This window comes from Streptomyces sp. NPDC027672, from assembly GCF_055566335.1.
In genome coordinates, this window is record NZ_JBVHSO010000013.1 from 230,565 (window position 1) to 253,826 (window position 23,262).

23 protein-coding genes are annotated in these 23,262 nt (G+C 74.1%); 8 read left to right on the plus strand and 15 right to left on the minus strand.

The window, feature by feature from the left end; genetic code table 11:
• Positions 1-10: 10 nt before the first annotated feature.
• From ACZ4SV_RS28775 to ACZ4SV_RS28825, 11 genes are all read right to left on the minus strand, one after another.
• Positions 11-838 (minus strand): lysozyme, encoded by an 828-nt coding sequence (locus ACZ4SV_RS28775; protein WP_468007630.1) that lies wholly within the window; start codon positions 836-838, stop codon positions 11-13.
• Positions 839-1,026: 188 nt separating this feature from the next.
• A complete protein-coding gene (locus ACZ4SV_RS28780) occupies positions 1,027-1,680 on the minus strand; it encodes a maltokinase N-terminal cap-like domain-containing protein (RefSeq protein WP_468007632.1) in 654 nt (217 codons plus the stop codon).
• Between the two features lie 38 nt (positions 1,681-1,718).
• Positions 1,719-2,390 carry a spherulation-specific family 4 protein gene (locus tag ACZ4SV_RS28785; RefSeq protein WP_397942127.1) on the minus strand — a complete coding sequence of 224 codons (672 nt, stop codon included), beginning with the start codon at positions 2,388-2,390 and terminating at the stop codon, positions 1,719-1,721.
• Positions 2,387-3,295 carry an NAD-dependent epimerase/dehydratase family protein gene (locus ACZ4SV_RS28790; protein ID WP_468007634.1) on the minus strand — a complete coding sequence of 303 codons (909 nt, stop codon included), beginning with the start codon at positions 3,293-3,295 and terminating at the stop codon, positions 2,387-2,389. Before ACZ4SV_RS28790 ends, ACZ4SV_RS28785 begins: the two co-directional genes overlap by 4 nt.
• A 7-nt stretch (positions 3,296-3,302) precedes the next feature.
• Entirely contained in the window at positions 3,303-4,016 is a 714-nt protein-coding gene (locus ACZ4SV_RS28795; RefSeq protein ID WP_365878403.1) for a sugar phosphate nucleotidyltransferase, read from the minus strand.
• 55 nt (positions 4,017-4,071) lie between these two features.
• Positions 4,072-5,073: a GDP-mannose 4,6-dehydratase gene (locus tag ACZ4SV_RS28800; protein ID WP_468007637.1), complete on the minus strand. Its 1,002-nt coding sequence runs from the start codon at positions 5,071-5,073 to the stop codon at positions 4,072-4,074.
• 43 nt (positions 5,074-5,116) lie between these two features.
• Positions 5,117-6,511, minus strand: coding sequence for a hypothetical protein (locus tag ACZ4SV_RS28805; protein ID WP_468007639.1), 1,395 nt, complete (start codon positions 6,509-6,511; stop codon positions 5,117-5,119).
• Entirely contained in the window at positions 6,508-8,019 is a 1,512-nt protein-coding gene (pelF, locus tag ACZ4SV_RS28810) for a GT4 family glycosyltransferase PelF (protein ID WP_468007641.1), read from the minus strand. The genes ACZ4SV_RS28805 and pelF overlap by 4 nt, the downstream gene beginning before the upstream one ends.
• A 127-nt stretch (positions 8,020-8,146) precedes the next feature.
• Positions 8,147-10,276: a hypothetical protein gene (locus tag ACZ4SV_RS28815; RefSeq protein ID WP_468007643.1), complete on the minus strand. Its 2,130-nt coding sequence runs from the start codon at positions 10,274-10,276 to the stop codon at positions 8,147-8,149.
• Between the two features lie 395 nt (positions 10,277-10,671).
• Entirely contained in the window at positions 10,672-11,196 is a 525-nt protein-coding gene (locus tag ACZ4SV_RS28820) for a hypothetical protein (RefSeq protein ID WP_468007645.1), read from the minus strand.
• A gap of 397 nt (positions 11,197-11,593) precedes the next feature.
• The gene (locus ACZ4SV_RS28825; RefSeq protein WP_468007647.1) at positions 11,594-13,195 is read right to left on the minus strand and encodes an adenosine deaminase family protein; all 1,602 of its coding nucleotides are present in this window, start codon (positions 13,193-13,195) and stop codon (positions 11,594-11,596) included.
• Between the two features lie 197 nt (positions 13,196-13,392).
• On the opposite strand from ACZ4SV_RS28825, the gene ACZ4SV_RS28830 reads away from it, so the two are divergent.
• Both ACZ4SV_RS28830 and ACZ4SV_RS28835 read left to right on the plus strand, forming a co-directional pair.
• Positions 13,393-13,665: a DUF5133 domain-containing protein gene (locus ACZ4SV_RS28830; RefSeq protein WP_468007649.1), complete on the plus strand. Its 273-nt coding sequence runs from the start codon at positions 13,393-13,395 to the stop codon at positions 13,663-13,665.
• A 199-nt stretch (positions 13,666-13,864) separates the two neighbouring features.
• Positions 13,865-14,770 (plus strand): SGNH/GDSL hydrolase family protein, encoded by a 906-nt coding sequence (locus ACZ4SV_RS28835; protein WP_468007651.1) that lies wholly within the window; start codon positions 13,865-13,867, stop codon positions 14,768-14,770.
• Between the two features lie 46 nt (positions 14,771-14,816).
• Here the strand turns inward: ACZ4SV_RS28835 and pgm are convergent, their stop codons facing one another.
• From pgm to ACZ4SV_RS28850, 3 genes are all read right to left on the minus strand, one after another.
• Complete coding sequence (gene pgm / locus ACZ4SV_RS28840) at positions 14,817-16,457, minus strand: phosphoglucomutase (alpha-D-glucose-1,6-bisphosphate-dependent) (RefSeq protein WP_468007653.1); 1,641 nt, start codon at positions 16,455-16,457, stop codon at positions 14,817-14,819.
• Between the two features lie 110 nt (positions 16,458-16,567).
• A complete protein-coding gene (locus ACZ4SV_RS28845; RefSeq protein WP_468007655.1) occupies positions 16,568-17,410 on the minus strand; it encodes a chitosanase in 843 nt (280 codons plus the stop codon).
• 156 nt (positions 17,411-17,566) lie between these two features.
• Positions 17,567-19,117: an MFS transporter gene (locus tag ACZ4SV_RS28850; RefSeq protein ID WP_468007657.1), complete on the minus strand. Its 1,551-nt coding sequence runs from the start codon at positions 19,115-19,117 to the stop codon at positions 17,567-17,569.
• Positions 19,118-19,291: 174 nt separating this feature from the next.
• Between ACZ4SV_RS28850 and ACZ4SV_RS28855 the strand changes: the two genes are divergently transcribed.
• From ACZ4SV_RS28855 to ACZ4SV_RS28870, 4 genes are all read left to right on the plus strand, one after another.
• Positions 19,292-19,474 carry a hypothetical protein gene (locus tag ACZ4SV_RS28855; protein WP_468007658.1) on the plus strand — a complete coding sequence of 61 codons (183 nt, stop codon included), beginning with the start codon at positions 19,292-19,294 and terminating at the stop codon, positions 19,472-19,474.
• A 103-nt stretch (positions 19,475-19,577) separates the two neighbouring features.
• Positions 19,578-20,063, plus strand: coding sequence for a cation:proton antiporter regulatory subunit (locus ACZ4SV_RS28860; RefSeq protein ID WP_365883451.1), 486 nt, complete (start codon positions 19,578-19,580; stop codon positions 20,061-20,063).
• A 5-nt stretch (positions 20,064-20,068) separates the two neighbouring features.
• A complete protein-coding gene (locus ACZ4SV_RS28865; RefSeq protein WP_365883452.1) occupies positions 20,069-21,307 on the plus strand; it encodes a cation:proton antiporter in 1,239 nt (412 codons plus the stop codon).
• Positions 21,308-21,341: 34 nt separating this feature from the next.
• On the plus strand, positions 21,342-21,962 hold the full coding sequence (locus ACZ4SV_RS28870; protein WP_468007659.1) for a DedA family protein: 621 nt from the start codon (positions 21,342-21,344) through the stop codon (positions 21,960-21,962).
• A gap of 75 nt (positions 21,963-22,037) precedes the next feature.
• On the opposite strand, the gene ACZ4SV_RS28875 is transcribed toward ACZ4SV_RS28870, so the two are convergent.
• Complete coding sequence (locus tag ACZ4SV_RS28875; protein WP_365883454.1) at positions 22,038-22,208, minus strand: hydrophobic protein; 171 nt, start codon at positions 22,206-22,208, stop codon at positions 22,038-22,040.
• Between the two features lie 158 nt (positions 22,209-22,366).
• On the opposite strand from ACZ4SV_RS28875, the gene ACZ4SV_RS28880 reads away from it, so the two are divergent.
• Complete coding sequence (locus ACZ4SV_RS28880; RefSeq protein WP_365883455.1) at positions 22,367-22,540, plus strand: CsbD family protein; 174 nt, start codon at positions 22,367-22,369, stop codon at positions 22,538-22,540.
• Positions 22,541-22,808: 268 nt separating this feature from the next.
• Positions 22,809-23,249 (plus strand): ATP-binding protein, encoded by a 441-nt coding sequence (locus ACZ4SV_RS28885; RefSeq protein WP_468007660.1) that lies wholly within the window; start codon positions 22,809-22,811, stop codon positions 23,247-23,249.
• Positions 23,250-23,262 lie beyond the last annotated feature (13 nt).

The following is a 23,262-nucleotide window of genomic DNA, read 5'->3' on the forward strand; positions in this document are numbered from 1 at the left end:
GGCGCGGCGCTCAGCCGGTGGCGAACTCCCGCAGCGCGTCCTGGGAACCGTTGAACCGGTCGTGGTCGCCGACCGTCGGCCCCGTGGAGGTGTACTGCCACATGGTGTACGACGACCAGCCGGCCGGCAGCGAGCCCACCGTGGAGGCGTAGCGCGCGACCCACAGCGGGTTGACCGCGCCGAAGCCGGCGTAGCCGCCGGTGCACTCCGACCACCAACTGGTGGCCGTGTAGAGGACCGCGGCGCGGCCGGTGCGGGCTTTGTAGCGGTCGAGGAAGTCGCGGATCCAGCTCACCATGCCGGAGGCGGACTTGCCGTAGCAGGCGTCGCCGTACGGGTTCCACTCGATGTCGAGGACGCCCGGGAGGGTCTTGCCGTCCTTCGACCAGCCGCCGCCGTGGTCCACGAAGTAGTCGGCCTGGGTCGCGCCGCCGGCGGTGTCCGGGGTGGCGAAGTGGTAGGCGCCGCGTACCATGCCGACGCCGTAGGAGCCGTCGTACTGCTGGGTGAAGTAGGGGTTCGTGTAGTACGTCCCCTCCGTGGCCTTGGTGTACGCCCACCGGACGCCGCTGTCCCACAGCGACTGCCAGGCGACGTCGCCCTGGTGGCTGGAGACGTCCACGCCCTCGGTCTGGGAGGCGCGGGAGTCCGGGGGAGGAGTGCCGGTGACGCCGTCGTGGGCGGGGACGCCGATGCCCATGTAGGCGCTGCCGCGCGCGAGCGGGTCGGCCGGCCCGGGCAGGGCCGGGGTGCTGGAGAGGAACAGGGCCAGGCCGGTGAGGGCGCCGGTGAGGCACAGGCGGGACCGGCCGCGGAAGCGGTGTATGGGGGTTCGCACGAGTCCATCTGACCCGGGGCCGGCTCCGCGCGCACCCCGGGTTCCGCCCAACGAAGCCGTCCGCGGCCGGTGTCTAGCCCATGCGGGTGGCCATCGTCCGCCGCCGCGGTGCCGGGCCGGAAGGAGACCGGTCCCGTCCGGCACCGCGGCGGCGGTCGGCGCACACCGGGCGCGGGACGGTGGCGGGGTCAGGCGGGGCGCAGGGTCATGAGGACGGCCCGCAGCCGGCTGTCGTCCGGGCCCGCCCAGCCGGTGGCCACATGGCCGAGCGCGCCCCGCGGCGGCAGCGGCGGGTTCTCCTCGACCGGTGCGAGGACCCGGTGGACGTGCAGGACCGTGCCGTGCGGCGCGGGCAGCCGGGTGCCGTCCTCGTCGTCGGCCGGCTCGGGCGTGGACCCGGCCCGGCCGAGAGGGGCACCGGTGTAGGAGCGGGTCACCTCGTGGTCCGGTGTGTCGCTGATGCTCTGGGCCATCGCCGGGGCCCGGCCCTCGATCAGGGCGAGCAGTTCGCCGACCAGCACCGGGTCGTGGCAGCCGTCGTAGGCCCAGCGGGTGCCGAGCACGCCGTGCTCCATGGTGCCGACGAGGGCGTGTCCGGCGCCGTCCAGGGGCGCCCCGCGGTAGGTGAGCGGCACCAGGTACGCCGTCCGGCCGGGGCTCGTGGTGTCGGTGGCCACGATGAACTCGATGCCGACCTCGCCCTCCGGGTCGTCCAGCCGGAAGCCGCCGGACCGCTCCAGCACCGGGGCCGGGCCGCCGCGGTACCACGGGCGGGTGGGCAGCCAGCCGGCGAGCAGTTCGGTCTTGGCCGGCCGGAGGGTGGTGTGGTGGATGACGGCCATGACGGTCGCTGCCTCCCCTGGTGCGGATGCTGGTCCGGTCAGCCTGCCACACCCTCGCCACCGGTCAGCGCCGGGGTCAACACGGCCCAGGGATTGGGCGGTTCGCCCGTCACCGGCCCGCACACCGCCGCGCCCCGCTCGTGCGCGGTGCGGACCGCGAGCGGCACCAGGACCTCGGGCACGCCGTAGACGAGGTGGCACAGCCGGCCGGGCGGCTGCCGGACGGTCCAGGCGGGCCGGGTGAACGCGGAGACGTAGGTGCTCCAGTGCCCCTCGAAGGTGACGGTCAGATCGGCGAGCCGGACGTAGCCCGGAGCCGGATGGACGCCCGGGTTGAGGACGACGGTCCCGGTGCCGGACCGCCGCAGGTCCCGCACCAGCCGGCGGCAGGCCGGGACGCCGTCCGGGCCGGCGGTCACCCGGTCCAGGAAGCAGCCGTCGGCCCCGTACCAGTCCCGGTGCCGGCGTGCCTCCTCGGTGATCCGGGCCGGGTCGCGGACGCCGTAGTCGGTGTCGACGTAGCCGAGCAGACGGGCCCCGGCCGCGCGCAGGGCCCGGGCGGCCGCCAGGAACGCCGGGTCGGGAGCGGCGCCGGGCCCGCTCGCCGGGTTGAGGATCACCGCCCAGGTGCGGTCCGCCGAGGCGATGAGCCGGTGCCAGGCGGCGGGATCGTCGGCGGGATGCACGTACAGCGGCACCAGCAGGCTCACGGCACCCGCTCCAGGGTGGCCGCCCACAGCGCGGCGAGGGAGTCGTCGAGACTGTGCACCGGCCGCCAGCCGAGGGCGTCCGCCGCGGCGGAGATGTCCGAGCACTGCCAGGACACCGCGGCCGACCGGGCCGAGCCTGCCGCGCCCCCGGCGCCCTCCTCCAGTCTGCCCCGGAACCCCGCGAGCCGGGCCAGACCGTGCGCCACCCGCCGTACCGGCAGGGCCTGACCGCCGCCGATGTTGAGCACCGGCGGCAGCGGGGCGGGCGCCGTGACGGCGGACTCGACGGCCCGGGCCACATCGCGTACGTCGACGAAGTCGCGGTGGGCGGACAGGTCCCCCAGCCGCAGCACCGCGTCCGGATCCCGGGCGGCCGGGCCCAGCAGGGCGGCCAGCCGGCCCGGCAGGCTGGCCGGTGGCGCGCCCGGGCCGACCGGGTTGCCGACCCGCAGCACCACCGCGTCCAGCGCGGCGGCTGTCACCGCGAGCGTGCCCGCCAGCTTGGTCGCGCCGTACGGCGTGACCGGGCAGGCGGGCGAGGACTCGGCGACCGGCTCGCCCGGCGTGCCCGGCCCGTACTCGGCGGCCGAACCGAGGTGCACCAGCCGGGCCGTGGGCGCCGCCGCGCGCAGTGCCGCGCAGAGCGCCGCGGGCCCGCGGGCGTTGGTCTCGGCCAGCGTCACGGCGTCGCCGCCGGTGGCGCCCGCGCAGTTCACCACGGCGTCCGGAGCCGCCGCCGCCAGGGTCTCGGCGAGCCGCTCCGGCCGGTCGCGGGCGAGGTCGGCGCCGAACTCCGCGGCGCCGTCGCGGCCGGCGGCGAGCAGGTGCGCGCCCGGCAGGGCGCGCAGCCGCTCCGCCACATGGCGGCCCAGATATCCGGTGCCGCCCAGGACGAGAATGCGCATGTGCTCCTCAGGCTCCCTTGAGCAGCAGGGACTTGCGGCTGGTGAACTCGGCGTTGGCCCGGTCGTAGTCGTCCGGGCGGCCGATGTCCAGCCAGTAGCCGTCGAACGCGTAGGCGTGCGGCGGGTTCCCGGTCTTCAGCAGGTCGAGGACGAGTTCGTCGAAGCCCAGCGGCAGGCCCGGGGTGTAGCCGTCCAGGGTGGCACGGCTGAGGCCGTAGACGCCCATGGAGACGCGGTAGTCCATGCTGGGTTTCTCGGTGAAGGCGACGACCCTGCTCGCGTCGGTGGTGAGCACGCCGAAGTCGATGTGCACCTTCCGGGCGTAGGTGGCGATGGTGAGCGGCGCCCCCGACTCCCGGTGGCGGCACAGCACGTCGGCGTAGTCGAGGTCGGTGAGGATGTCCCCGTTCATCACCAGGAACGTCTCCGGCAGCCGGTCCTTGAAGCCCAGCAGCGGGCCCATGGTGCCGAGGGGGCTCTCCTCGGTGGCGTAGTCGACGGTCATGCCCCACTGGGAGCCGTCGCCGACATAGGCGCGGATGATCTCGCCGAGGTGGCCGATCGCGAGGGTGCAGCGGGTGAAGCCCGCGGCCGACAGCTGACGCAGCACGATCTCCAGGATCGCGTGCTGGTCGCCGATCGGGACGAGCGGCTTGGGCAGTGCGGTGGTGTAGGGCCGCAGCCTTACGCCCTTGCCTCCCGCCAGGATCACTGCGTGCATGGGGCTCCTCCTTCGTTGAGTCGTGCCGTATGGGCCCGGGGTGTGGCGGGCCGGGTCAGATGTTGTAGATGCCGGTCTTGTAGCGGGCCAGGTTGGCCGGGTCGCGGAAGAACTCCACGGTCTGGACGAGGCCCTGCTCCAGGCTGTGGGCGGGGCTCCAGCCGGTGGCCGCGGTGAGCCGGCCGGCGTCGGCGACGAGCCGCATGACCTCGGAGTTGGCGGGCCGGACGCGGGCCGGGTCGGCGCGCACGTCGAGGGCGGTGTCCATGACCTTGCCGATCAGCGCGACCAGGTCGCCGACCGAGATCTCGCCGCCGGTGCCGGCGTTGAAGGTGCGCCCGACGATGTTCTCGGCGGGCGCGGTGCCGACGGCGAGGAACGCCCGCGCGGTGTCCTTGGCGAAGGTGAAGTCCCGGGTGGGCCGCAGATCGCCGAGGGTGATGGTCCGCTCCCCCGCCGCGACCTGGCCGATGACGGTGGGGATGACCGCGCGCATGGACTGGCGCGGACCGAAGGTGTTGAACGGCCGCAGGGTGACGACGGGCGTGCCGAAGCTGGCGTGGTAGCTCTCGGCGAGCCGGTCCCCGCCGGCCTTCGAAGCGGCGTACGGGGACTGGGTGTTGATGGGGTGGTCCTCGGTGATGGGCACGGTCTGCGCGGTGCCGTAGGTCTCGCTGGTGGAGGTGTGCACCAGCCGGGGCGTGCCGAGGGCGCGCACCGCCTCCAGCACGTTGAGGGTGCCGGTGACGTTGGTCTCCACGTAACTGTGCGGCGCCTGGTAGGAGTACGGGATCGCGATGAGGGCGGCCAGGTGGTAGGCGGTGTCGGCGCCGTCGAGCAGGGCGCGCACGGAGCCGGGGTCGCGGACGTCGCCGAGGACGATCTCCACCTCGTCCAGGACGTCCGGGGCGAGGGTCTCCAGCCAGCCGTAGGAGGAGAAGGAGTTGTACTGGGCCATGGCTCTGACCCGGTGTCCGGAGGCGACCAGTGCCTCGGTGAGGTGGGAGCCGATGAAGCCCTCGGCTCCGGTGACGGCGGCGAGCGGTGCTGCGGTCAACTCAGTGTCCTTCCGGTGGGTCTGCTGGGGCGGGGACGAGCGGTCAGGCGTGCCGGGCGGGCCGGCCGAGCAGCAGCAGCGCGTACGCCACCAGGCCGAGGACGGCGGCGCCGCAGCACAGCGGCAGGGCGGCGGGACCGGCCGGCAGGCCGAGCCGGGGCAGCGCGCCGGCCACCGCGGCGGCGGCCAGACAGATGACCGCCGGCGGCCAGGCGGCGCCGAACGCCTGGAGGAGCAGCGCGGTCCACAAGGTGGCGGCCAGGAGCAGCAGGGTGGCCGGCGCGGCGCCGGTGAGGTAGGCGGCGGGCAGCAGCGGCAGCAGGTAGACGCCGAGGCAGCCGGCGAGGACGGCGGCGGAGCGCAGCAGGAAGCCGGCGGGTGTGGCGGTGGCGCGCAGCGCGGCCACGGACAGTCCCCGGTAGCGGTACAGCAGCCACTCGGCGGGGCCCATGCTGACCGTCAGCACGATCACCGCGTACGGCTCGTGCCGCCCTTCCAGGAGCACCAGCATCCCGGCGGCCAGCCCGAACAGCCCGTACGGCAGGGACCACAGCGGGCGGGGGCTGCTGCCGGCGGGGGCGGCCGGCGCGGCGAGGGCGCCGCGCAGGACGTGGCCGGTGCCGGCGAGGGTGGCCAGCAGGGCGAGCAGCGGCAGCGCGGCGCGCACCGCCGGGCCGGGCTCCCACCAGGGCAGTACGGCGGCGCCCGCGATCAGCGGGGTGAGCGCGGCCAGCAGCAGCCGCTCGCGGGCCAGGACGAGCAGGACGCCGGCCGCGGCCAGGTACAGCGACTGGGCCGCCGCCGCGGCCAGGACCGGGCCGCCGCCGGCGAGCGGGGCGGCGGCGGCCGTGGCGAGGGCCGCGCCGGCCGGGGCGCCGGCCAGCAGGGTGCGGGCGGCCTCGCGGCGGCCGGTGACCATCCGCAGGTGGGCGCGGTGGCCGAGGGCCTGGCCCCAGGCCCAGGAGACCAGTCCGGCGACGATCGGCGCGGCGGCGTGCCGGCCCGGGTGCCACAGGGGCGCGGTCAGCGGATAGGCGAGGCCGGGCAGGGCGAACAGCACGCCGCGCAGCAGGCAGCGGACGGTGTCCGGGCGCCAGGGGTCGGCCGCCGGCGCGGGTTCCGGGTAGGTGCGGGGCACCTGTTCGTAGAGCGCGGTGGCGAGGGAGAAGAGGTTCGGGTGGCCGTACCGCTGCTTGATCTGCTCGGCGGTCAGGCCCTCGGCCTCCAGCAGGGCCGCCACCTCGTAGGGGTGGACGGCGGGGCCGACGCGGTCGGCGAGGGCGGCGGCGAGCCGGCTCACCGCCTCCGGGTCGGGTCCGTGGCCGGGCAGCCGCAGGGTGAGGGTGTGGTCGTCGCCCCGTGCGGGTGTGCCGGCGAGCCGCAGGGCGAGGGTGTCCTGTTCGGCGCCGCCCGGTTCGAGCGCCATGGGCCCGCTCATCCGGCCAGGCTCCCCGCGGCGACGCGCAGGTCCCGCCCGGGCGCGGCCGGGGCGGCGAACTCCCGCTCGGGGGCGGGAAGTTCGAGGTAGACGGAGCGGAAGGTGTCGATGGTCTGGCGCAGCGTGAACTGTTCGATCACGCGGAGCCGGGCGGCCTCCCCCATCGTCCGGCGCCGTTCGGCGTCGGCGAGCAGTTCGAGGGCGGCCGCCGCCATCCGGGCCGGGTCGCGGGGCGGCACCACGAGGCCGGTGTCGCCGACGGCCTCGCGGACGCCGCCGACGTCGGTGGAGACGGTGGCCCGGCCGCAGGACATGGCCTCGATGAGGGTGAACGGGAAGCCCTCGCTGATGCTGGAGAGCATCACGATGTTCCCGGCCGCGTAGGCGTCCTTGATGTCGTCGACCCGGCCCTCGAAGGTGACGGCGTCCGCGTGCCCCAGGGTGGCGGCCAGCGCCTCGCAGCGTTCCCGGTACGCCTCTCCGCCGCGGGGTGTCCCGCCGAAGAGCCGCAGCCGGGCGCCGGGTATCTCGTCGCGGACCAGGGCGAAGGCGCGGATCAGGGTCTCCAGGTCCTTGATGGGGTCGACGCGGCCGGCCCAGCTGAGCGTGGGGACGGCGGGTTCGGGGCCGGCGGGCGGGAAGGCCTCCGGGTCCACGCCGTTGTAGACGGTGCGGATGGACCGCGGGTCGGCGCCGCCCTCTTCCTCCCACAGCCGGTTGTAGCGGTTGCCGGGGGTGATCAGGGCGGCCCGGCGGTAGCTCTCCTCGGCCAGCAGCCGGAAGAAGCCGAGGACGACGGCCTTCACCGGCCAGCGGTAGGGGGCGGTCCGGTAGCCGAGGTAGCGCTCGCGCAGGTAGACACCGTGTTCGGTGAGCAGCAGCGGCACCTCGTACCGCTCCAGGCCGGCCAGGCCGGGCAGCACGGCGACGCCGCCGCTGACCGCGTGGGCCACGCCGTGCCGGGGCGGGGGCGCGGCGAGCGGGCGGAGGGCGTGCTCCAGCAGGGCGGTGGCGGTGACCGCGTCGTGCAGGGTGGGCCGGGCCTCCCGGACGGCCAGTCCCGGGCGGTTCCACACCGCGGCCAGGACCGCGACGGCCCGGTCGCCGCGCAGGAACGGGCTGAGCGTGCCCTCGGCGGCGGCCCGCGCCAGGCTGTACAGGGCGGCCGGGAACCGGTCCTCGGCGTGCGGGTCGAGCAGTGCGGTCAGGAGGCGTTCGTAGGCGTCGGCGAGCCGGGCCAGGGCCCGGCCCCGGGGCGGGCGGCCCTCGGGCGGCGCTCCCCACATGGGCACCGACAGCACGCTGCGGACGTGCGCGGGCAGGTCCCACACGACGGGCTCGCGTCCGGTGCCGGTGACGGCGATGACGTCGAAGTCCAGGTCGGGCATGCCCTGGACGAGTTGGTCGCACCAGACACTGACGCCGCCGTGACTGTGCGGGTAGGTGCCTTCGGTGAGCAGGGTGACGTGCGCCGCGCCGGGGCGGCGCGCGCCGTGCTGAACGTGCATCGATGGCGCTCCACGGCCGAGGTGTGGGGTGGACGTGCGGGTCCCGGGGCGTCGGTGGACGGCCGGGACCGGGGCCCGTCCCGCCCCGGTGGGGAGCGCCGGACGGGCCCGCGGACCGGTGCGCCGTTTAGCTGTCCGGGTGGGACGCGACCTGTTCGCGCACGCCTGCCGGGACCCTGGTGCGCGGGGCCGGGGCGGTGGCGGCGGTGGTGCCGTCCGGGCGCGCGGCGGGCGCCGCGGGGGTGGACGGCAGGGTGTAACCGAGCGCGGTGCCGGACGAGTTCGTCCAGCCGGAGACCGCGCCCGCGTAGGCGGTGCCGAAGGCGGCGCCGTTCACGGTGGTGCCGGTGGGGAGGGTGGCCGGGACGGCGGTGCCGCCGGGCGCCTGCACGGTGACGGCGGTGCCGATGCGGTAGGCGGTGACGCGGCCGGCCTGGACGGCGCTCTTCCAGGCGGCGCGGCGCTGGAGTTCGCTTCCGATGGCCTTCATCCGCAGGTTGACCACCGGGGTGTTGTCCGCGAACAGCGCGTCGTAGCCGTCGAGTACGCCGTTCAGGACGGGGTAGGCGATGCGGTCCTCGGCGAGGTTGGACTGGTGGATGAAGTGCGGCTTGGGGTCGTTGGACAGCACGTGTCCGAGGGCGATCCGGGTCTCCAGCGGGACGATGTACCCGGTGTAGCCGGTGGTGGTGTCCAGCGGGGCCGGCAGGCAGGTGGTGGTGGCCGGGTTGTCCTCGCAGATGCCGCTGCCGCCCTGGGCGCGGCTGGTGTAGAGCCAGTTGTACTCGTCGACCTGCTCGGCGGCCCGGCCCGCGTTGTAGAAGACGTTCATCGGGTAGCGGGAGACGGTGGTGGCCGGTCCGACCTGGCGCTGTTCGGGGTCGCGGGAGTTGTCGGAGGCGAGCCACTTGACGCCCTCGACGGTGAGCGCGAGAGCCAGGTTGGGGTTGTCCTGGGGCTGCTGCGGCAGGATCCGCAGTCCGGAGTGCTCGCCGGTGACGAGTTCGTCGTTCTCCAGCGGGAGTCCGGCGGTCTGGCCCCAGACGCGGTTGGTGGCGATCTCGGAGTCGATCGTGGTGAGGCCGACCCACTTGGTGCTGCCGTCGAAGTTGGTGGCGCAGGTCCACGGCACGACGGTGACGTTCTGCTCGCAGCCGAGGAAGGCGTGCGTGTAGGTGTGGTTGACCCAGCGGAACGTGCCGCGGTCGGCGATCAGCTTGTCGGCGAGCTGGTCGACGCCGTCGTTGTCCTCGCGCTGGTCGACGCTGCCGGCGCCGTTGTAGACCATGTCGAGGGTGATGTGGTGGCTGTTCTGCCAGGCGGCGGCGTAGTCGACGTCGGCCGGCTCCATGCGGATCGGGTGGGGGGTGCCCGCGCCGTTCGCGCAGTCGACGTCGCCGGGGGTGCAGTTGAGCTGGGTGTCCCAGCGGTCGTCGGCGGCGAAGACGTCGTCCACGTGCACCGCGAAGTAGTTGCGGGAGGCGCCCAGGTGCACGCCGCCGGTCATCCACTCCACGATCCCGCGGGCGAGCAGCCGGAACTGCTGCTGGTACTGGTTGTAGACGAAGGTGACGACCAGTTCGCGCCGGCCGTCGTGCCGGTACTCGCCGACCAGGGAGCCCTGTCGGGTGGTGCCGGGCACGGGCGCCTGGACGTACGGGGTGAAGTCGGCGCCGGCGGCGGGCGCGGAGAGGTAGGCGTAACTCTCGCCGACGTCCGGGGCGTTGTCCTCGAAGGGCACCGTGCCGTCGAGGTAGCCGAAGGGGCCGGCCTTCCCGGCGGCGGTGACCTGGGCGCGGATGCCGTCGACGCTGCCCGAGTAGCCGCCGGGGGTGGGAACCTGGAGGCCGACCTGGGGCCGGGCGTAGGTGTAGGCGTCGACCTGCGGGACGGCGTAGGTCTGTTCGTAGGAGGCGAGCGCGCTCATCTCGGTGCTGCCGGCCGGGAACGGGTTGTCGTTGGGCAGGACGACGGCCTGGAACTTGGCGCGCGGCCGGCCGTCGACCGTGTCGGCGAGGAATCCCGCGTCGATGACGGGCCGGCCGGTGCGGGTGAGGTCGACCTTCGTGTAGGGCGTTCCGGCGGCGTCGAGTTCGGCGGCGATGGCGTCGGTGGCCGGACCACCGTCGCTCACCACCAGGACTCTGAGGTCGACGCGTGGCGCGGTGGTGCCGGCTTGGGCCGGACCGGCCGGCAGGCCGAGCGCGGCGATGAGCGCGCCCACCGTCAGCGCGGTGGTGCGTATGGTCCGCTTCATGCGGTGTTGTTCCCTCCCCGGGCAGGGGCGAGCACGGCTCCCATGGAGCGGACGCACCCCCTCGCGTGACCCCGGCGCCCCCTCAGAAGCCGGTCGTCGACGCATCCGTCGCGTCACATGGTGATGTCTCTGTGGAGTTTTTGTGGTCGAGTTACGAAACCTGACGGAAAAGTGCGGTTACTGATCGACTTGTGGAGACAACCTGTCGGACTGTTTTCCCGTCGCCGCCGCGTGAGGGTCCGGTGCGGGGCGGGGTCCGGCTGGCTGGTCCGGCGGTTCCGTGACGCGCCGGCGGGCCGTGGCGGCCCGCCGGCGAGGTGTCGTGGCCCCTGCGGTGCGGGCCCGCGTCCGCAGGCCGTTTCCGGTCATCGGGGCCACCGGGAGCGAGGCGTCCCTCAGGCGCAGAGCACCCGGGTCTCGGGCGTGTAGACGGGTCCGCCGTTGACGTTGGTGCTGTCGCTGAACTCGGCGTAGAAGTACGAGTAGAAGCCGATGTTGCCGTTGCAGCCGGAGTCGGCGGCGACCTGGAGGGTCAGCGTGACGGTGCGGCTCTGGCCGGGCGGGATGGTGGCGCCGTAGTTGCCGCCGAGGTTGCTCGGGCCGGTCCCGGAACAGGGCGTGCTGCCGCTCGCCGTGGCCAGGCTGCACCCGCTGAAGCTGTACTTCAGGTCCGGGCGCTGGGTGGTCAGCCAGGTCGGGTCGATGGTCTGGTACACGAACCAGATGTCGTAGGTCTTGTTGTTGGTGATCGTCATCGACAGGTTCACGGTGTCGCCGGGCTTGGCGGTGGCGGCGCTGGTGGCGAAGGTGAGGGTGGCGGGCGCGGGGTCGGCGCTCGCGCTCGGGGCCAGGCCGAAGAGGGCGAGGAGGAGGGCGAGGACGGCGGTGAGACCGAGGCGTCTCGGCAGAGGTGATCGCATGGCCCGGGAGGCTAGGTACGCGCCGGGTGCGGCGTCTGCACCCGTGCACGGGGCCGTATCCGGATCGGCTTGAAGTGGTCGCCGTGTGAAGAACCCGCGGGGATGTCGTGACGAAGGGTCACGCGTCGTATACGCGCACGCCGGGCGGGGTGGACGGCGGAGGGCCGCCGGGTGCGGCAGAACCGTGGCGCACGGGACGGTATTGGCGTGGACACGACGTACGCGCCACGGCGGAACGCGGAACGCCGCTTGTGTGGCAGGGCTGTTCCCGGCCAAAAAACGCTTTCCGGCCCGGGCCGGCCGTCCGGGGCCACGGCACCGCCCCGCCGGGGCACCGGTGTGCGCGGGCCGGGACGGAGCCGGCGCCCCGGCGGGGCGGGGCGCCGGCCGGAGGGCGTCAGCCCCTGTGGGTCCGTTCGAAGGCGGCGAAGGCCGCCTCCTGGCGCCACTCCAGACGGGCCTTGGCGCTCTGCGCGAGCAGGTGCCGGCACGTGGCACCGCGCACCGGCAGACCGGGGTGTTCGGCGCGGCACGCCCGGACCGGGTGGTAGCCGCCGGCGGCGGGCCTGTCCTGCCACAGGCTCGCGCCGGGCAGGAAGCCGTACTCCAGGGAGGCGCGGGCCAGGTCCTTCAGCTCGGGATAGCCCAGGCCGTAGGTGGCGGCGGCGTACTGGTACTCGTGGCTGATGCCGGTCCGGGACACGCCGGGGTCGTCGGTGGCGAGGACGACCGGGACGCCGTAGCGGCGGTAGGTGGCGAAGGGATGGTCCGCGCCCTTGACGCCGAGGATCTGGGCGTTGCTGGTGAAGGGCACCTCCACGGCCACTTCGCGGTCCGCCATCGTGCGGGCGGTGCGCCGCCAGTCGTCCTCGTGGACGAGGTCGACGCCGTGTCCGATCCGCTCGGCGCGGGCCACGTCCACGGCCTGGCGGATGTGGGACCTCAAGTCCTCCGGCTTGACCAGTCCGGGCCACAGCTCGCCCGCGTGCAGGGTGACATGGGCCTTCGGGTACCGGGTGCGCAGATAGCCGACCATGCGCATCTGCAGGGCGTAGTCCCGCAGGGAGCGCTCGCCGTCCTCGGGCTGGACGAGGTTGACGGCGACGAACCGCAGGTCCGCCTCGGCCAGCCGCATGCCGAGGGCGAGCTGGGTGAAGACCCGCTCCGGCGCGCCGCCCCGGGACGCCTGCGAGATCCAGCGGACGGTGAGGGCGCAGGCGGGCCGGGCCCGCGGAGTGTCGCAGTGTTCGGCGGCGCGGAACTCGGCGTCCCCGTCGTCGGCTTCCGCGCGGGCCTCGGCGACCAGCTTGTCCAGCCCGCCGCCGGCGGTGAGCCGGCGGTGCAGGACGGCCAGGTCGTCGTCCCAGCCGACCTCGGCGGCCAGCTTCCTCGCGCCCTCGGAGGCGGGTGTGACCATCGTCTCCAGGTAGAACTGGTTGGCGCGCACGGCCGTGTCGGCGACGTCGGCGAGCAGCTTGCCCCGGTGCCGCCAGGTCACCTCGCCGAACTTGCCGAAGGCGTCGAAGAAGTGGTCGTGTCCGTTCCCGCCGGACGGGAAGTCCTGCATGGACCAGGCCCGGATCACCGCGTTCCGGAAGGCCCGGTCGGTGCGGGCGTCGGCGGCGGGGCGGGTGCCGGGTCCGCAGGGCGGGACGACGGCGGTCAGCGTCGCGGTGTCGATGCACAGCCCGTCCTCGGCGGCCAGCTCGATCAGGTACTCCGTGGAGACCGCCCCGGAGAGGTGGTTGTGCAGGTCGCCGCCCTTGGGCAGGTCCCGGAAGAAGTCGCGCAGGGCGGCGGGCCGGTTCCGCAGGCCGCGGAGGTGGGCGTCCGTGCGCGCCTCCGCCGCCGTGACCTCGCGGGGCGGGGGCGCCGCGGGACGGCCGTCCAGGCGGGCCGGCCGCGCGGCGGCGGGCGGGGCGGGGAGCACGGACACGACGCTGAGGACGCTGAGGACACTGAGGGCACCGAGCACGGCCGGAACGACCCGGCGGCTCACGGCACTTCGACGTTGCACAGTCACAGAGGCATGATCGGGGAAGGACCACGGCGACACGCTCCGATCCGGCGGATACCGCCCGGGAAGCACCCGACCGGGTGACGCACCGGTCCGGGCCGGGCGGGCATGCGCGGCCGTCACGGGGGTATTCGCGCTGCGAATTCGCACATCGGCGATCACCCACGGAGGCAGACCCCATGCTCATGGCCCACCCCGCCGTACTGCAGGACCTCATCGCCCAGTACGAGGCCCTCACCCTGCTCGGGGCCGAGGAGAGCACTCCCGAGGCCCGGCAGCGGCTCGCGGACATCTCCTACACGCTCTGCGTGGCCACCGGCACCCGGGATGTCGACATGGCCCTGATCGCCGCCCGCCACCGTCTCTCGGGGGCCCGTCCGGAGGACGACTCCCTGCTCCAGGCGGCCGTGCCGCACCAGGCCGTACCGGTGGAGCAGGCCTCCGCCGTGTGAGCCCGGCCCGCCCGCCGCACCGCCTCCGCCCCGGGACCCGCCGCCGCGACCGCGCGAACCTCCCGCCTCCGCCCCGCAACTCGCCGTCTCCCGCTTCTGGCCGACGGGACGGACCGGACGGTATACAAGGCGGACGAACGCGCGAGGGTCGCCGCGAGGTGCCGCCACCGCGCGCGGTGGCGGTCTTCCGGGAGGACGCATGGGCTACGGCACGCGGACGGCGGGCGGGACGAGGGTCCGGCGCCGGCGCGCGGTGCTCGGCACGGTGCTGGGCGGCTGCGCGCTCGTCGCCGCCGCCACCCCGCCGGCCGCGGCGCACCCCGCCGGGCCCGGCGGCACCGGCTACGCCGCGCTCGGCGACTCCTACACCTCCGGACCCGGCATCCCGGCGCAGGTGGACCCCGGCTGCGCCCGCTCGGACCACAACTACCCCTCGCTCGTGGCGGCCCGGCTGAAGCCGGCCGCGTTCACGGACGTGAGCTGCGGCGGCGCCACCACCGCCGAGATGTGGCGGGCCCAGGGCGCCAACCCGCCCCAGCTCGACGCGCTCGGCCGGCGCACCGGACTGGTGACGGTGCAGATCGGCGGCAACGACGTCGGGTTCGGTCCCATCATCGTCACCTGCGCCCGGCTCGCCGCCCAGGACCCCGCGGGCAACCCCTGTCAACGCTCCTACACGGCCGGCGGCCGGGACCGGCTGGCCCTCGCCGTCGCACAGACCGCGCCGAAGGTCGACCGGGTGCTGCGCGCCGTCCGCGCCCGCGCGCCGCACGCCCGGGTCCTCGTCGTCGGCTACCCCGATCTGCTGCCCGAGGACGGCAGCGGCTGCTTCCCCCAGGTCCCCTTCGCCCAGCGGGACTTCGCCTATCTGCGGGACACCGAGAAGCGGCTGAACCTGATGCTGCGGCTGGTCGCGGCCGTGAACCGGGCCGAGTACGTCGACACCTACCGGCCCACGGCCGGCCACGACATGTGCCGGTCCCCCGAGGTCCGCTGGATCGAGCCGCTGCGGCCCGACTCGCCCGCGGCGCCCGCGCACCCCAACGCCCTGGGCGAGGCGGCCATGGCCCGGGCCGTCCTCGACCGGCTGCCCCACGGCCGCTGAACCCGCGGGCGGTCCTCCGCGCGGAGGACCGCCCGCGCGCTGCGCGTCAGCCGCCGAGCGCGCCCAGCACCACCGCCTGGGCCTCCTCCTGCACCCGGGCGAGGTGGTCGGCGCCGAGGAAGGACTCGGCGTACACCTTGTAGACGTCCTCGGTGCCCGAGGGCCGGGCGGCGAACCAGGCGTTCTCGGTGGTCACCTTGATGCCGCCGATCGCCGCGCCGTTGCCGGGCGCCTCGGTGAGGACGGCCGTGACCGCCTCCCCGGCCAACGTGTCCGCGGTGACCTGGGCCGGGGACAACTTGCCGAGCAGCGCCTTCTGTTCGCGGGTGGCGGGCGCGTCGATGCGGGCGTAGGCGGGCGCGCCGAAGCGGTCGGTCAGTTCGGCGTAGTGCTGCGAGGGCGTCTTGCCGGTGACGGCGGTGATCTCCGAGGCGAGCAGGGCCAGGATGATGCCGTCCTTGTCGGTGGTCCACACCGAGCCGTCCCGGCGCAGGAAGGAGGCGCCGGCCGACTCCTCGCCGCCGAACCCGAGGTCGCCGCCGACCAGTCCGTCCACGAACCACTTGAACCCGACCGGCACTTCGACCAGCCGGCGGCCGAGGTCGGCGGCGACCCGGTCGATCATGGTGGAGGAGACCAGGGTCTTGCCGATGCCGGCGGCGGCCGGCCACTGCTCGCGGTGCCGGTAGAGGTAGGAGATGGCGACCGCGAGGTAGTGGTTGGGGTTCATCAGGCCGGCGTCCGGGGTGACGATGCCGTGCCGGTCGGCGTCGGCGTCGTTGCCGGTGGCGATGTCGAAGCGGTCGCGCTGCTCGATGAGGGAGGCCATCGCGTACGGCGAGGAGCAGTCCATGCGGATCTGGCCGTCCCAGTCCAGCGTCATGAACCGCCAGGTGGGGTCGGTGTGCGGGTTGACCACCGTCAGGTCGAGGCCGTGCTGCTCGGCGATCCGGCCCCAGTAGGCGACGGAGGCGCCGCCGAGCGGGTCGGCGCCGATGCGCACGCCGGCCACGCGGATCGCGTCCAGGTCGAGCACGCTGGGCAGATCGCCGGCGTAGGCGCCGAGGAAGTCGTAACGCCGCGTGGTGTCCGCGGCGAGCGCGCGGGCGTAGGGCAGCCGGCGTACGTCCTTCAGGCCGCCCGCGATGAGCTGGTTGGCGCGGTCCTGGATCCAGGAGGTGGCGCCGGAGGCGGCCGGGCCGCCGCTCGGCGGGTTGTACTTGAAGCCGCCGTCGGCGGGCGGGTTGTGCGAGGGCGTGACCACCACGCCGTCGGCGAGTCCGGAGGCACGGCCCCGGTTGTACGTCAGGATCGCGTGCGAGACGGCGGGAGTGGGCGTGTAGCCGTCCGCGCTGTCGATGAGCACGGTCACCTCGTTGGCGGCGAAGACCTCCAGCGCGGTGGCCTTCGCCGGTTCCGACAGGGCGTGGGTGTCGACGCCCAGGAAGAGCGGGCCGTCCGTGCCCTGGGCGGCACGGTATTCGCAGATGGCCTGGCTGGTGGCGGCGATGTGGTCCTCGTTGAAGGCGCTCGCCAGGGACGAACCGCGGTGTCCCGAGGTGCCGAACGCCACCCGCTGTCCCGGGTCAGCCGGGTCGGGGTGCAGCGTGTAGTACGCCGTGACCAGTCGGGCCACGTCGACGAGGTCCTCGGGACCGGCCGGCCGGCCGGCGCGCTCGTGCGGCATGAGTTCCATTCCTCCGCATCGGTGGGGTCGATCGCTCACCGCCCATCTTTCCTCGTCAGGGGCATACCATGCGAGTGCGCCCCACCTGGTGGGACGCCGCCCGCCGCGGTTCAGCCGATGTGGTAGCCGTCCCCGTACACCTTCCAGTCCAGCGGGGTGTCCAGGTCGAGGTTGCCCGCGCGCAGGAAGACCCGCTGCGCGGTGTCGACCCGGCTGGTGTCGCTGTGCGCCTCCTCCTGCCGCATCGCCCACACCCGGGCGTCCAGGAAGGCGTCGAGGTACGCCGTCTCGTCACCGCCCTGGGCCGGCGGCTTGGCGGTGCGCAGGGCGCGGGTCCGCAGGGCGCGGAAGCCGGTCGGGTCGTCGCCGTCGCCGTGCATGACGAGGGCGTCGTAGTAGACGAACTGGCCGAGGGCGCGCAGTCCGTCGGCCTTGCCCCGGGCGACGGCCGGGTTGAAGTAGACGCGGTCGCGTTCGTCGTCCTGGGCCCGCTGGAAGGCGGTGTCCTGGGCGGCCTTGCGCCAGGTGCGCGGGTAGTCGGGGTCGAGACCGGCGTGCGAGTCGGTGCCGTTCACCTTCCGCAGGGCGGGCAGGTACGGCGCGAGCACGTTGCCAGGCTTGCGGTCGGTGTAGAGACGGACGAGGTCGAGCATGTCGCCGGTGCCGGAGCAGAAGCCGATGATGCCGGCGGTGTAGCCGCGGCCGTCGCCGATGTCCTCGATGTACCGGTACTGCGCCTTCCAGTCGAGGGAGGAGTTCTCCGCGCTGGACACCAGCTTCATGGCGATCTCCTTCTTCGCCGGGTCGTCCAGGCCCGGCGCCGCGGCCGAGGCGGTGCCGGGCCGGGTGACCGCGAGCAGGGCGCCGCCGAGGGCGGCGGCGCCGAGCCCGGTGACGACGGCGCGGCGGGAGAGACGGGCGGCGGATGCTGCTGCGCGGGACGGATGCGCCACGGTGGCTCCAAGAGGGGTGTGGGGGGCGGGGTGCCGGTCCGGGACCGGCACTGGTAGGAAAGTTTCCTATCAAGCCCAGGGCGGCCCGGTAACCCGGCCCGCGAGAAGTTCGTACGATCGGACAACCTCGCGCTTCCCGCCCCGCTTCCCGGTGCCTCAGCCGTGCCGCGCGCCGTCGTGCTCCCGCTCCCGGTCGAAGGCGTACAGCTCCTTCGACGCGACGATGAGTTCGCGGCGCTCCTCGCGCGAGCCGACCATGGGCTGCGAGCCCTTGAGCGGCACCTGGGCGCTCTCGGGCAGGAACCGCACGGTGAGCAGGCCGATGGCGCCGGCCAGCATCAGGTAATAGGCGGGCATGAGGTCGTCGCCGCTCAGGCCGACCAGGGCGGCGGTGACCAGCGGGGTGGTGCCGCCGAACGCGGCGACCGCGATGTTGAAGCCGATGCCCATCGCCGCGTAGCGCACGGCGGTCGGGAAGAGCGCGGGCAGGGTGGCCGCGCTGGGCGCGGCGAAGCAGGCCAGCAGCGTGGACAGGAGCAGCACCCCGAGGATCGGCGGCCAGGTGCCGTCCGCCTTGATCAGCAGGAAGGCCGGCACGGCGAGCACGATCATCGCGGTGGCCCCGACGGCGTAGAGCGGCCGCCGGCCCACCCGGTCGCTGAGCCGGCCGAGGAAGGTGATCAGGAGGACGATCCACACCATGCCGACGAGCACCAGGAGGTCGGCGGAGCCGCTGGAGCGGTGCAGGGTCTCGGTCTGGTAGGTCGGCAGGTAGCCGGTGACCATGTAATTGGTGACGTTGTAGAGCAGCACCAGGCCCATGCAGACGAGCAGGCCCCGCCAGTGGCCGAGCACGATGTCCTTGAACTCGCTGCCCGCCGACTCCTGCGCCAGGGCCTTCTCGTGGTCGTCCAGCTGCTGCTGGAAGGCCGGGGACTCCTCCAGCTTCATCCGCATGTAGAGGCCGATCACGCCGAGCGGCCCGGCGATCAGGAACGGCACGCGCCAGCCCCAGGAGAGCATCTGCTCGTCCGTCAGCGCCAGGTTCAGCGCGGTGACCAGGGCCGAGCCGAGGGCGTAGCCGGTGAAGGTGCCGAAGTCGAGCCAGCTGGACAGGAAGCCGCGCCGGCGGTCCGGGGAGTACTCGGCGACGAAGGTGGTGGCGCCGCCGTACTCGCCGCCGGTGGAGAAGCCCTGGACCATGCGGGCCAGCAGGAGCAGCACGGGCGCGGCGATGCCGAGGGTGGCGTAGCCGGGGATGAGCCCGATGGCGAAGGTGCCGGCGGCCATCATGATCATGGTGGTGGCGAGCACCTTCTGCCGGCCGATCCGGTCGCCCAGCGGCCCGAAGACAAGCCCGCCCAGGGGCCGTACGACGAAGGCGGCGGCGAAGGTCGCGAACGAGGAGATGACCTGGGCGGCCGGCGAGGCGCCCGGGAAGAACACCTTGCCGATGGTGGCGGCGAGGTAGCTGTAGACACCGAAGTCGAACCACTCCATGCAGTTGCCGAGCGCCGAGGCGCCGACGGCGCGGCGCAGCAGCGGGGGCTCGACGACCTGGACGTCCTCCGCCTGGAAGGCCCCCCGGTTGCGGCGGAGCCTGCGGGTCAGCTCCTCGCGGACCTGGCGCGGCAGCCGCGCCACGGCCGCCGACACCCGCGGCCCGCCCGGCGCCCGCTGCTGTCCGTCCGACGTCGCACCACTCACCGGGCGCTCCTTCCTCTCGCTCCGTTGATCACCGCGTGCCCGGGTGACCCGGAAGGAAACGAATGTGACTTGCATCACAGACATAAGCGAAAAGTAGGACATAATGGAGGCCGTGGGGACAGCGTTGTCACCTCTTCCCTTGCGAGCCCGCGACGTCAAGGAGCCGCTCACCGCATGGTGTACGGAGCCCACCGCAGCCCTCGGCTGCCGCCCCGCCCCGATCTGGATCCCGCCCGCGACTGTGAGCAGTGCCTCGGCTGGGGCACGGTCGTCACCCACGACGGCCACCACGAGCTGTGCCCCGCGTGCCAGCCGGAATCCCGCGGCACCACGGAGAGCGAGGACGCCGCCTCCTAGCCCACCCGCCCGCACGGACCCCTCCCCGGACGTGATCAGACCTCGGGTAAGCTGCTGGTAACGCTTTCACCAAGGATTGTTCAAGCCGGGCAGGGGGGCAGACATGAGCAGCGCACGCACCAGCAGGACGCCGTTGCCGGGCATCGGTGTCCGGTACGACCTGACGACCCGCGAGCAGGGCCGGCTGTCGGTGGTCGCCCACCGGGACGGCTCCCGCACGCTCAGCGCCTACCGGCAGGACGATCCCGACGCCTGCGGGCTGTCGGTCCGCCTCACCGGGCAGGAGGCGGAGGCGCTGGTGGACGCCCTGAAGCCGACCCACCACAGCCCCACCCTGCTGTCCACGACGGAGCTGGGCCTGGTGGCCGAGCGCATCGCGCTGTCCGGGACCTCGTACTGGAACGGACGGCTGCTCGGCGAGACCCGGATGCGCACCGAGACCGGCGTGTCGATCGTGGCCGTCCTGCGCCGCGCCGAGGCGATCCCCTCCCCCGGTCCCGGCTTCCGGCTGGCCGGCGGGGACACGCTCATCGTCATCGGCACCCGCGAGGGCGTGGACGCCGCCGCCGCCGTCCTCGGGCGGGAGTGAGGCGGATGCACTCCTCCGCGGTCTTCCTGATCGAGTTCGGCGCGATCATCCTGGGCCTCGGGCTGCTCGGCAGGCTCGCCGCCCGCCTGCGGTTCTCGCCCATCCCGCTGTACCTGCTGGCCGGGCTGGCCTTCGGCGAGGGCGGGCTGCTGCCGCTCGGCACCAGCGAGGAGTTCGTGGCCATCGGCGCCGAGATAGGCGTGGTCCTGCTGCTGCTCATGCTGGGCCTCGAGTACACGGCCGGCGATCTGGTCTCCAACCTCAAGACCCAGTACCGGGCCGGGATCGTCGACGCCACCCTCAACGCCCTGCCCGGCGCCGCCATGGCCCTGCTGCTGGGCTGGGGCCCGATCGCCGCCGTCGCGCTGGCCGGCATCACCTGGATCTCCTCCTCCGGCGTCATCGCCAAGGTCCTCGGCGACCTGGGCCGGATCGGCAACCGGGAGACACCGGTGATCCTCAGCATCCTGGTGCTGGAGGACCTGTCGATGGCGGTCTACCTGCCCGTCGTCACGGCCCTGCTGGCCGGCACCGGGTTCGCCGCCGGCAGCGTCACGCTGGCCATCGCGCTCGGGGTGGCGGGCCTGGTGCTGGTGGTGGCGGTGCGCTACGGCCGGCACATCTCCCGTTTCGTCTCCACCGACGACCCGGAGAAGCTGCTGCTCGTGGTGCTCGGCCTGACGCTGGTGGTGGCCGGGGTCGCCCAGCAGCTCCAGGTCTCGGCGGCGGTCGGCGCGTTCCTGGTGGGCATCGCCCTGTCCGGGGAGGTCGCCGAGGGCGCCCACAACCTGCTGGCGCCGCTGCGGGACCTGTTCGCGGCGGTGTTCTTCGTCTTCTTCGGCCTGCACACCGATCCCGCGAGCATCCCGCCCGTGCTGCTGCCCGCGCTCGCCCTGGCCGCCGTCACCACCCTCACGAAGATCGCCACCGGCTGGTGGGCGGCCCGCCGCGCGGGCATCTCCGCGGGCGGCCGGTGGCGGGCCGGCGGCACCCTGGTGGCCCGCGGCGAGTTCTCCATCGTCATCGCGGGGCTGGCCGTCACCTCCGGCATCGACTCCGACCTCGGCCCGCTGGCCACCGCCTACGTCCTGATCCTGGTCGTGGCCGGCCCGCTCACCGCCCGGTACACCGAGCCGCTCGCCCGGCTGCTGACCGGCCGCCCGGGCCGGCCCGCCCCGGCGGCGCCCGAGAGCGGTCCGGACGCCGTCGCACCGGACCGGCAGGCCCCGGCCACCCGCTCCTGACCGGGCCGCGGCAGCGCCGTCGTACCGTGGAGGCATGTCGCCTCCGCTGCCGGGACCGCTGGCCCCTCTGGAGCCGCTGCTCGGGCACTACGGCTACTGGGCCGTGGGTGCCGTGGTCTTCGTGGAGGACTTCGGGGTCCCGGCGCCCGGCGAGACGATCCTGCTCGCCGCCGGCGTGTACGCGGGCGCGGGACGGCTGGACATCGCCGCCGTGGCGCTGATCGCGTTCGCCGCGGCCGTCGCCGGGGACAACCTCGGCTATCTGATCGGCCGGGCCGGCGGGCGCGCCCTCGTGCACCGCTGGGGCCGGTACGTCCTGCTGACCCCGAAGCGCTTCGAGGCCGCCGAGGGATTCTTCGCCCGGCACGGCGGCAAGATCGTGACGGTGGCCCGGTTCGTGGAGGGCCTGCGCCAGGCCAACGGCATCATCGCGGGCACCACCGGCATGCGCTGGCGCCGCTTCCTCGTCTTCAACGCCCTGGGCGCGGCCCTGTGGGTCGGCCTGTGGACGACGCTGGCCTACCTCGCCGGCAGCCACATCACCACGGTCTACGCCGACATCCGGCGCTACCAGCCCTACGTCCTCGCGGCCGCCGCCGTGGTGGTCGCGGGATGCGTCGTACGGCACCTCGCGCGCCGGCGCCGCGAACGCTGACACACGCCGAGCGGGCCCCGGCCGAAGCCGGGGCCCGCTCGCCCTGGGAGTGCCGCCACTGTCAGGGCCGGCGGCCTACCAGCGGTACCAGCGTCCGCGCCGCCCCCCGGACCCGGCCGGACGGACGACGAAGCCGATCACCCACACCACGAGCACGATCACCGCGAGCCACCACAGCGCCTTCAGGGCGAAGCCCGCGCCGAAAAGAACCAGGGCCAGCAGAAGAACCAGAAGCAAAGGAACCATGTTTATCTACCTCCGCAGCGGCGTGTGCCCGCCAATTCCGCGATCACCCCTCCGAATTCCCGGTCGATAGCGGAACGGGTCGTTCGGGTTTGGATGGCGGACGAACGGCAATCCGGAAGGGGACCGAAGATCCCGTACATGTGGGGAAGTGACGCGCGATGGCCGGCAACCAGAAGGCAAAGGCCAAGACGGAGCAGGTCAAGGGCAAGGTCAAGGAAGCCGCGGGCCGTGCCGTCGGAAACGAGCGCCTGGAGGCCGAAGGCCGCATGAAGGGCGCCGAGGGAGACGCGCGGCAGAGCAAGGAGAAGGCGAAGGACGCGTTCAAGCACTGAGCGCGCCGATTCGGCCCTGCGGCGGGCCCGGGAAATCCGGTACACCGGATTTCCCGGGCCCGCCGGCATGTCCGCCCGGCCGTCCCGGCGCCGTCGGCCCCCTCCCCCGGCCCGGACCGCGCCCTTCCCCGGCAGGCATTTCGCGCGCATCCGGAGGATTCCCGGCCCGGCTCCCCTTGACCCGGCCGCCAGTGGGTAACCGGGCAGGGACGGCACCCCCCTGTGCACAGGAAGGGCCCCTGACCCCAGAGGAAAAGGGCAACGAGGTATGGACATCCCGCTCAGGACCCACGCGACGACGCAGGACCGCCCTGCGGACCTGCGCTACAGCCGCACCTGGGACACCGGCGTCACCAGTATCGGCGAGGCGAGAGACGCCGTCGCCGCCCTGCTGGCGCGGGCGCGGCCGGCGCCCGGACGGCGCGCGGTGCAGGATGCCCAGCTCGTCGTCAGCGAACTCGTCACCAACGCGGCCAAGCACGCCCCCGGGCCGTGCGCGCTGCGGCTGGAGCTGCTGCCGGACGCGAGGGCGCTGCGCGTCACCGTCACGGACACCTCGCGGCAGCCGCCGCACCGGCGTCCTCCCGATCCCCGGCGGGTCGGCGGTCACGGCCTGCATCTCGTGGCGATGCTGGCCGGTGACCTGGAGGTGACCTGGCTGTCCGGCGGCAAGCGGGTCACGGCGACCGTGCCGCTCACCGCCGGCTGACCCCCGCACCGCC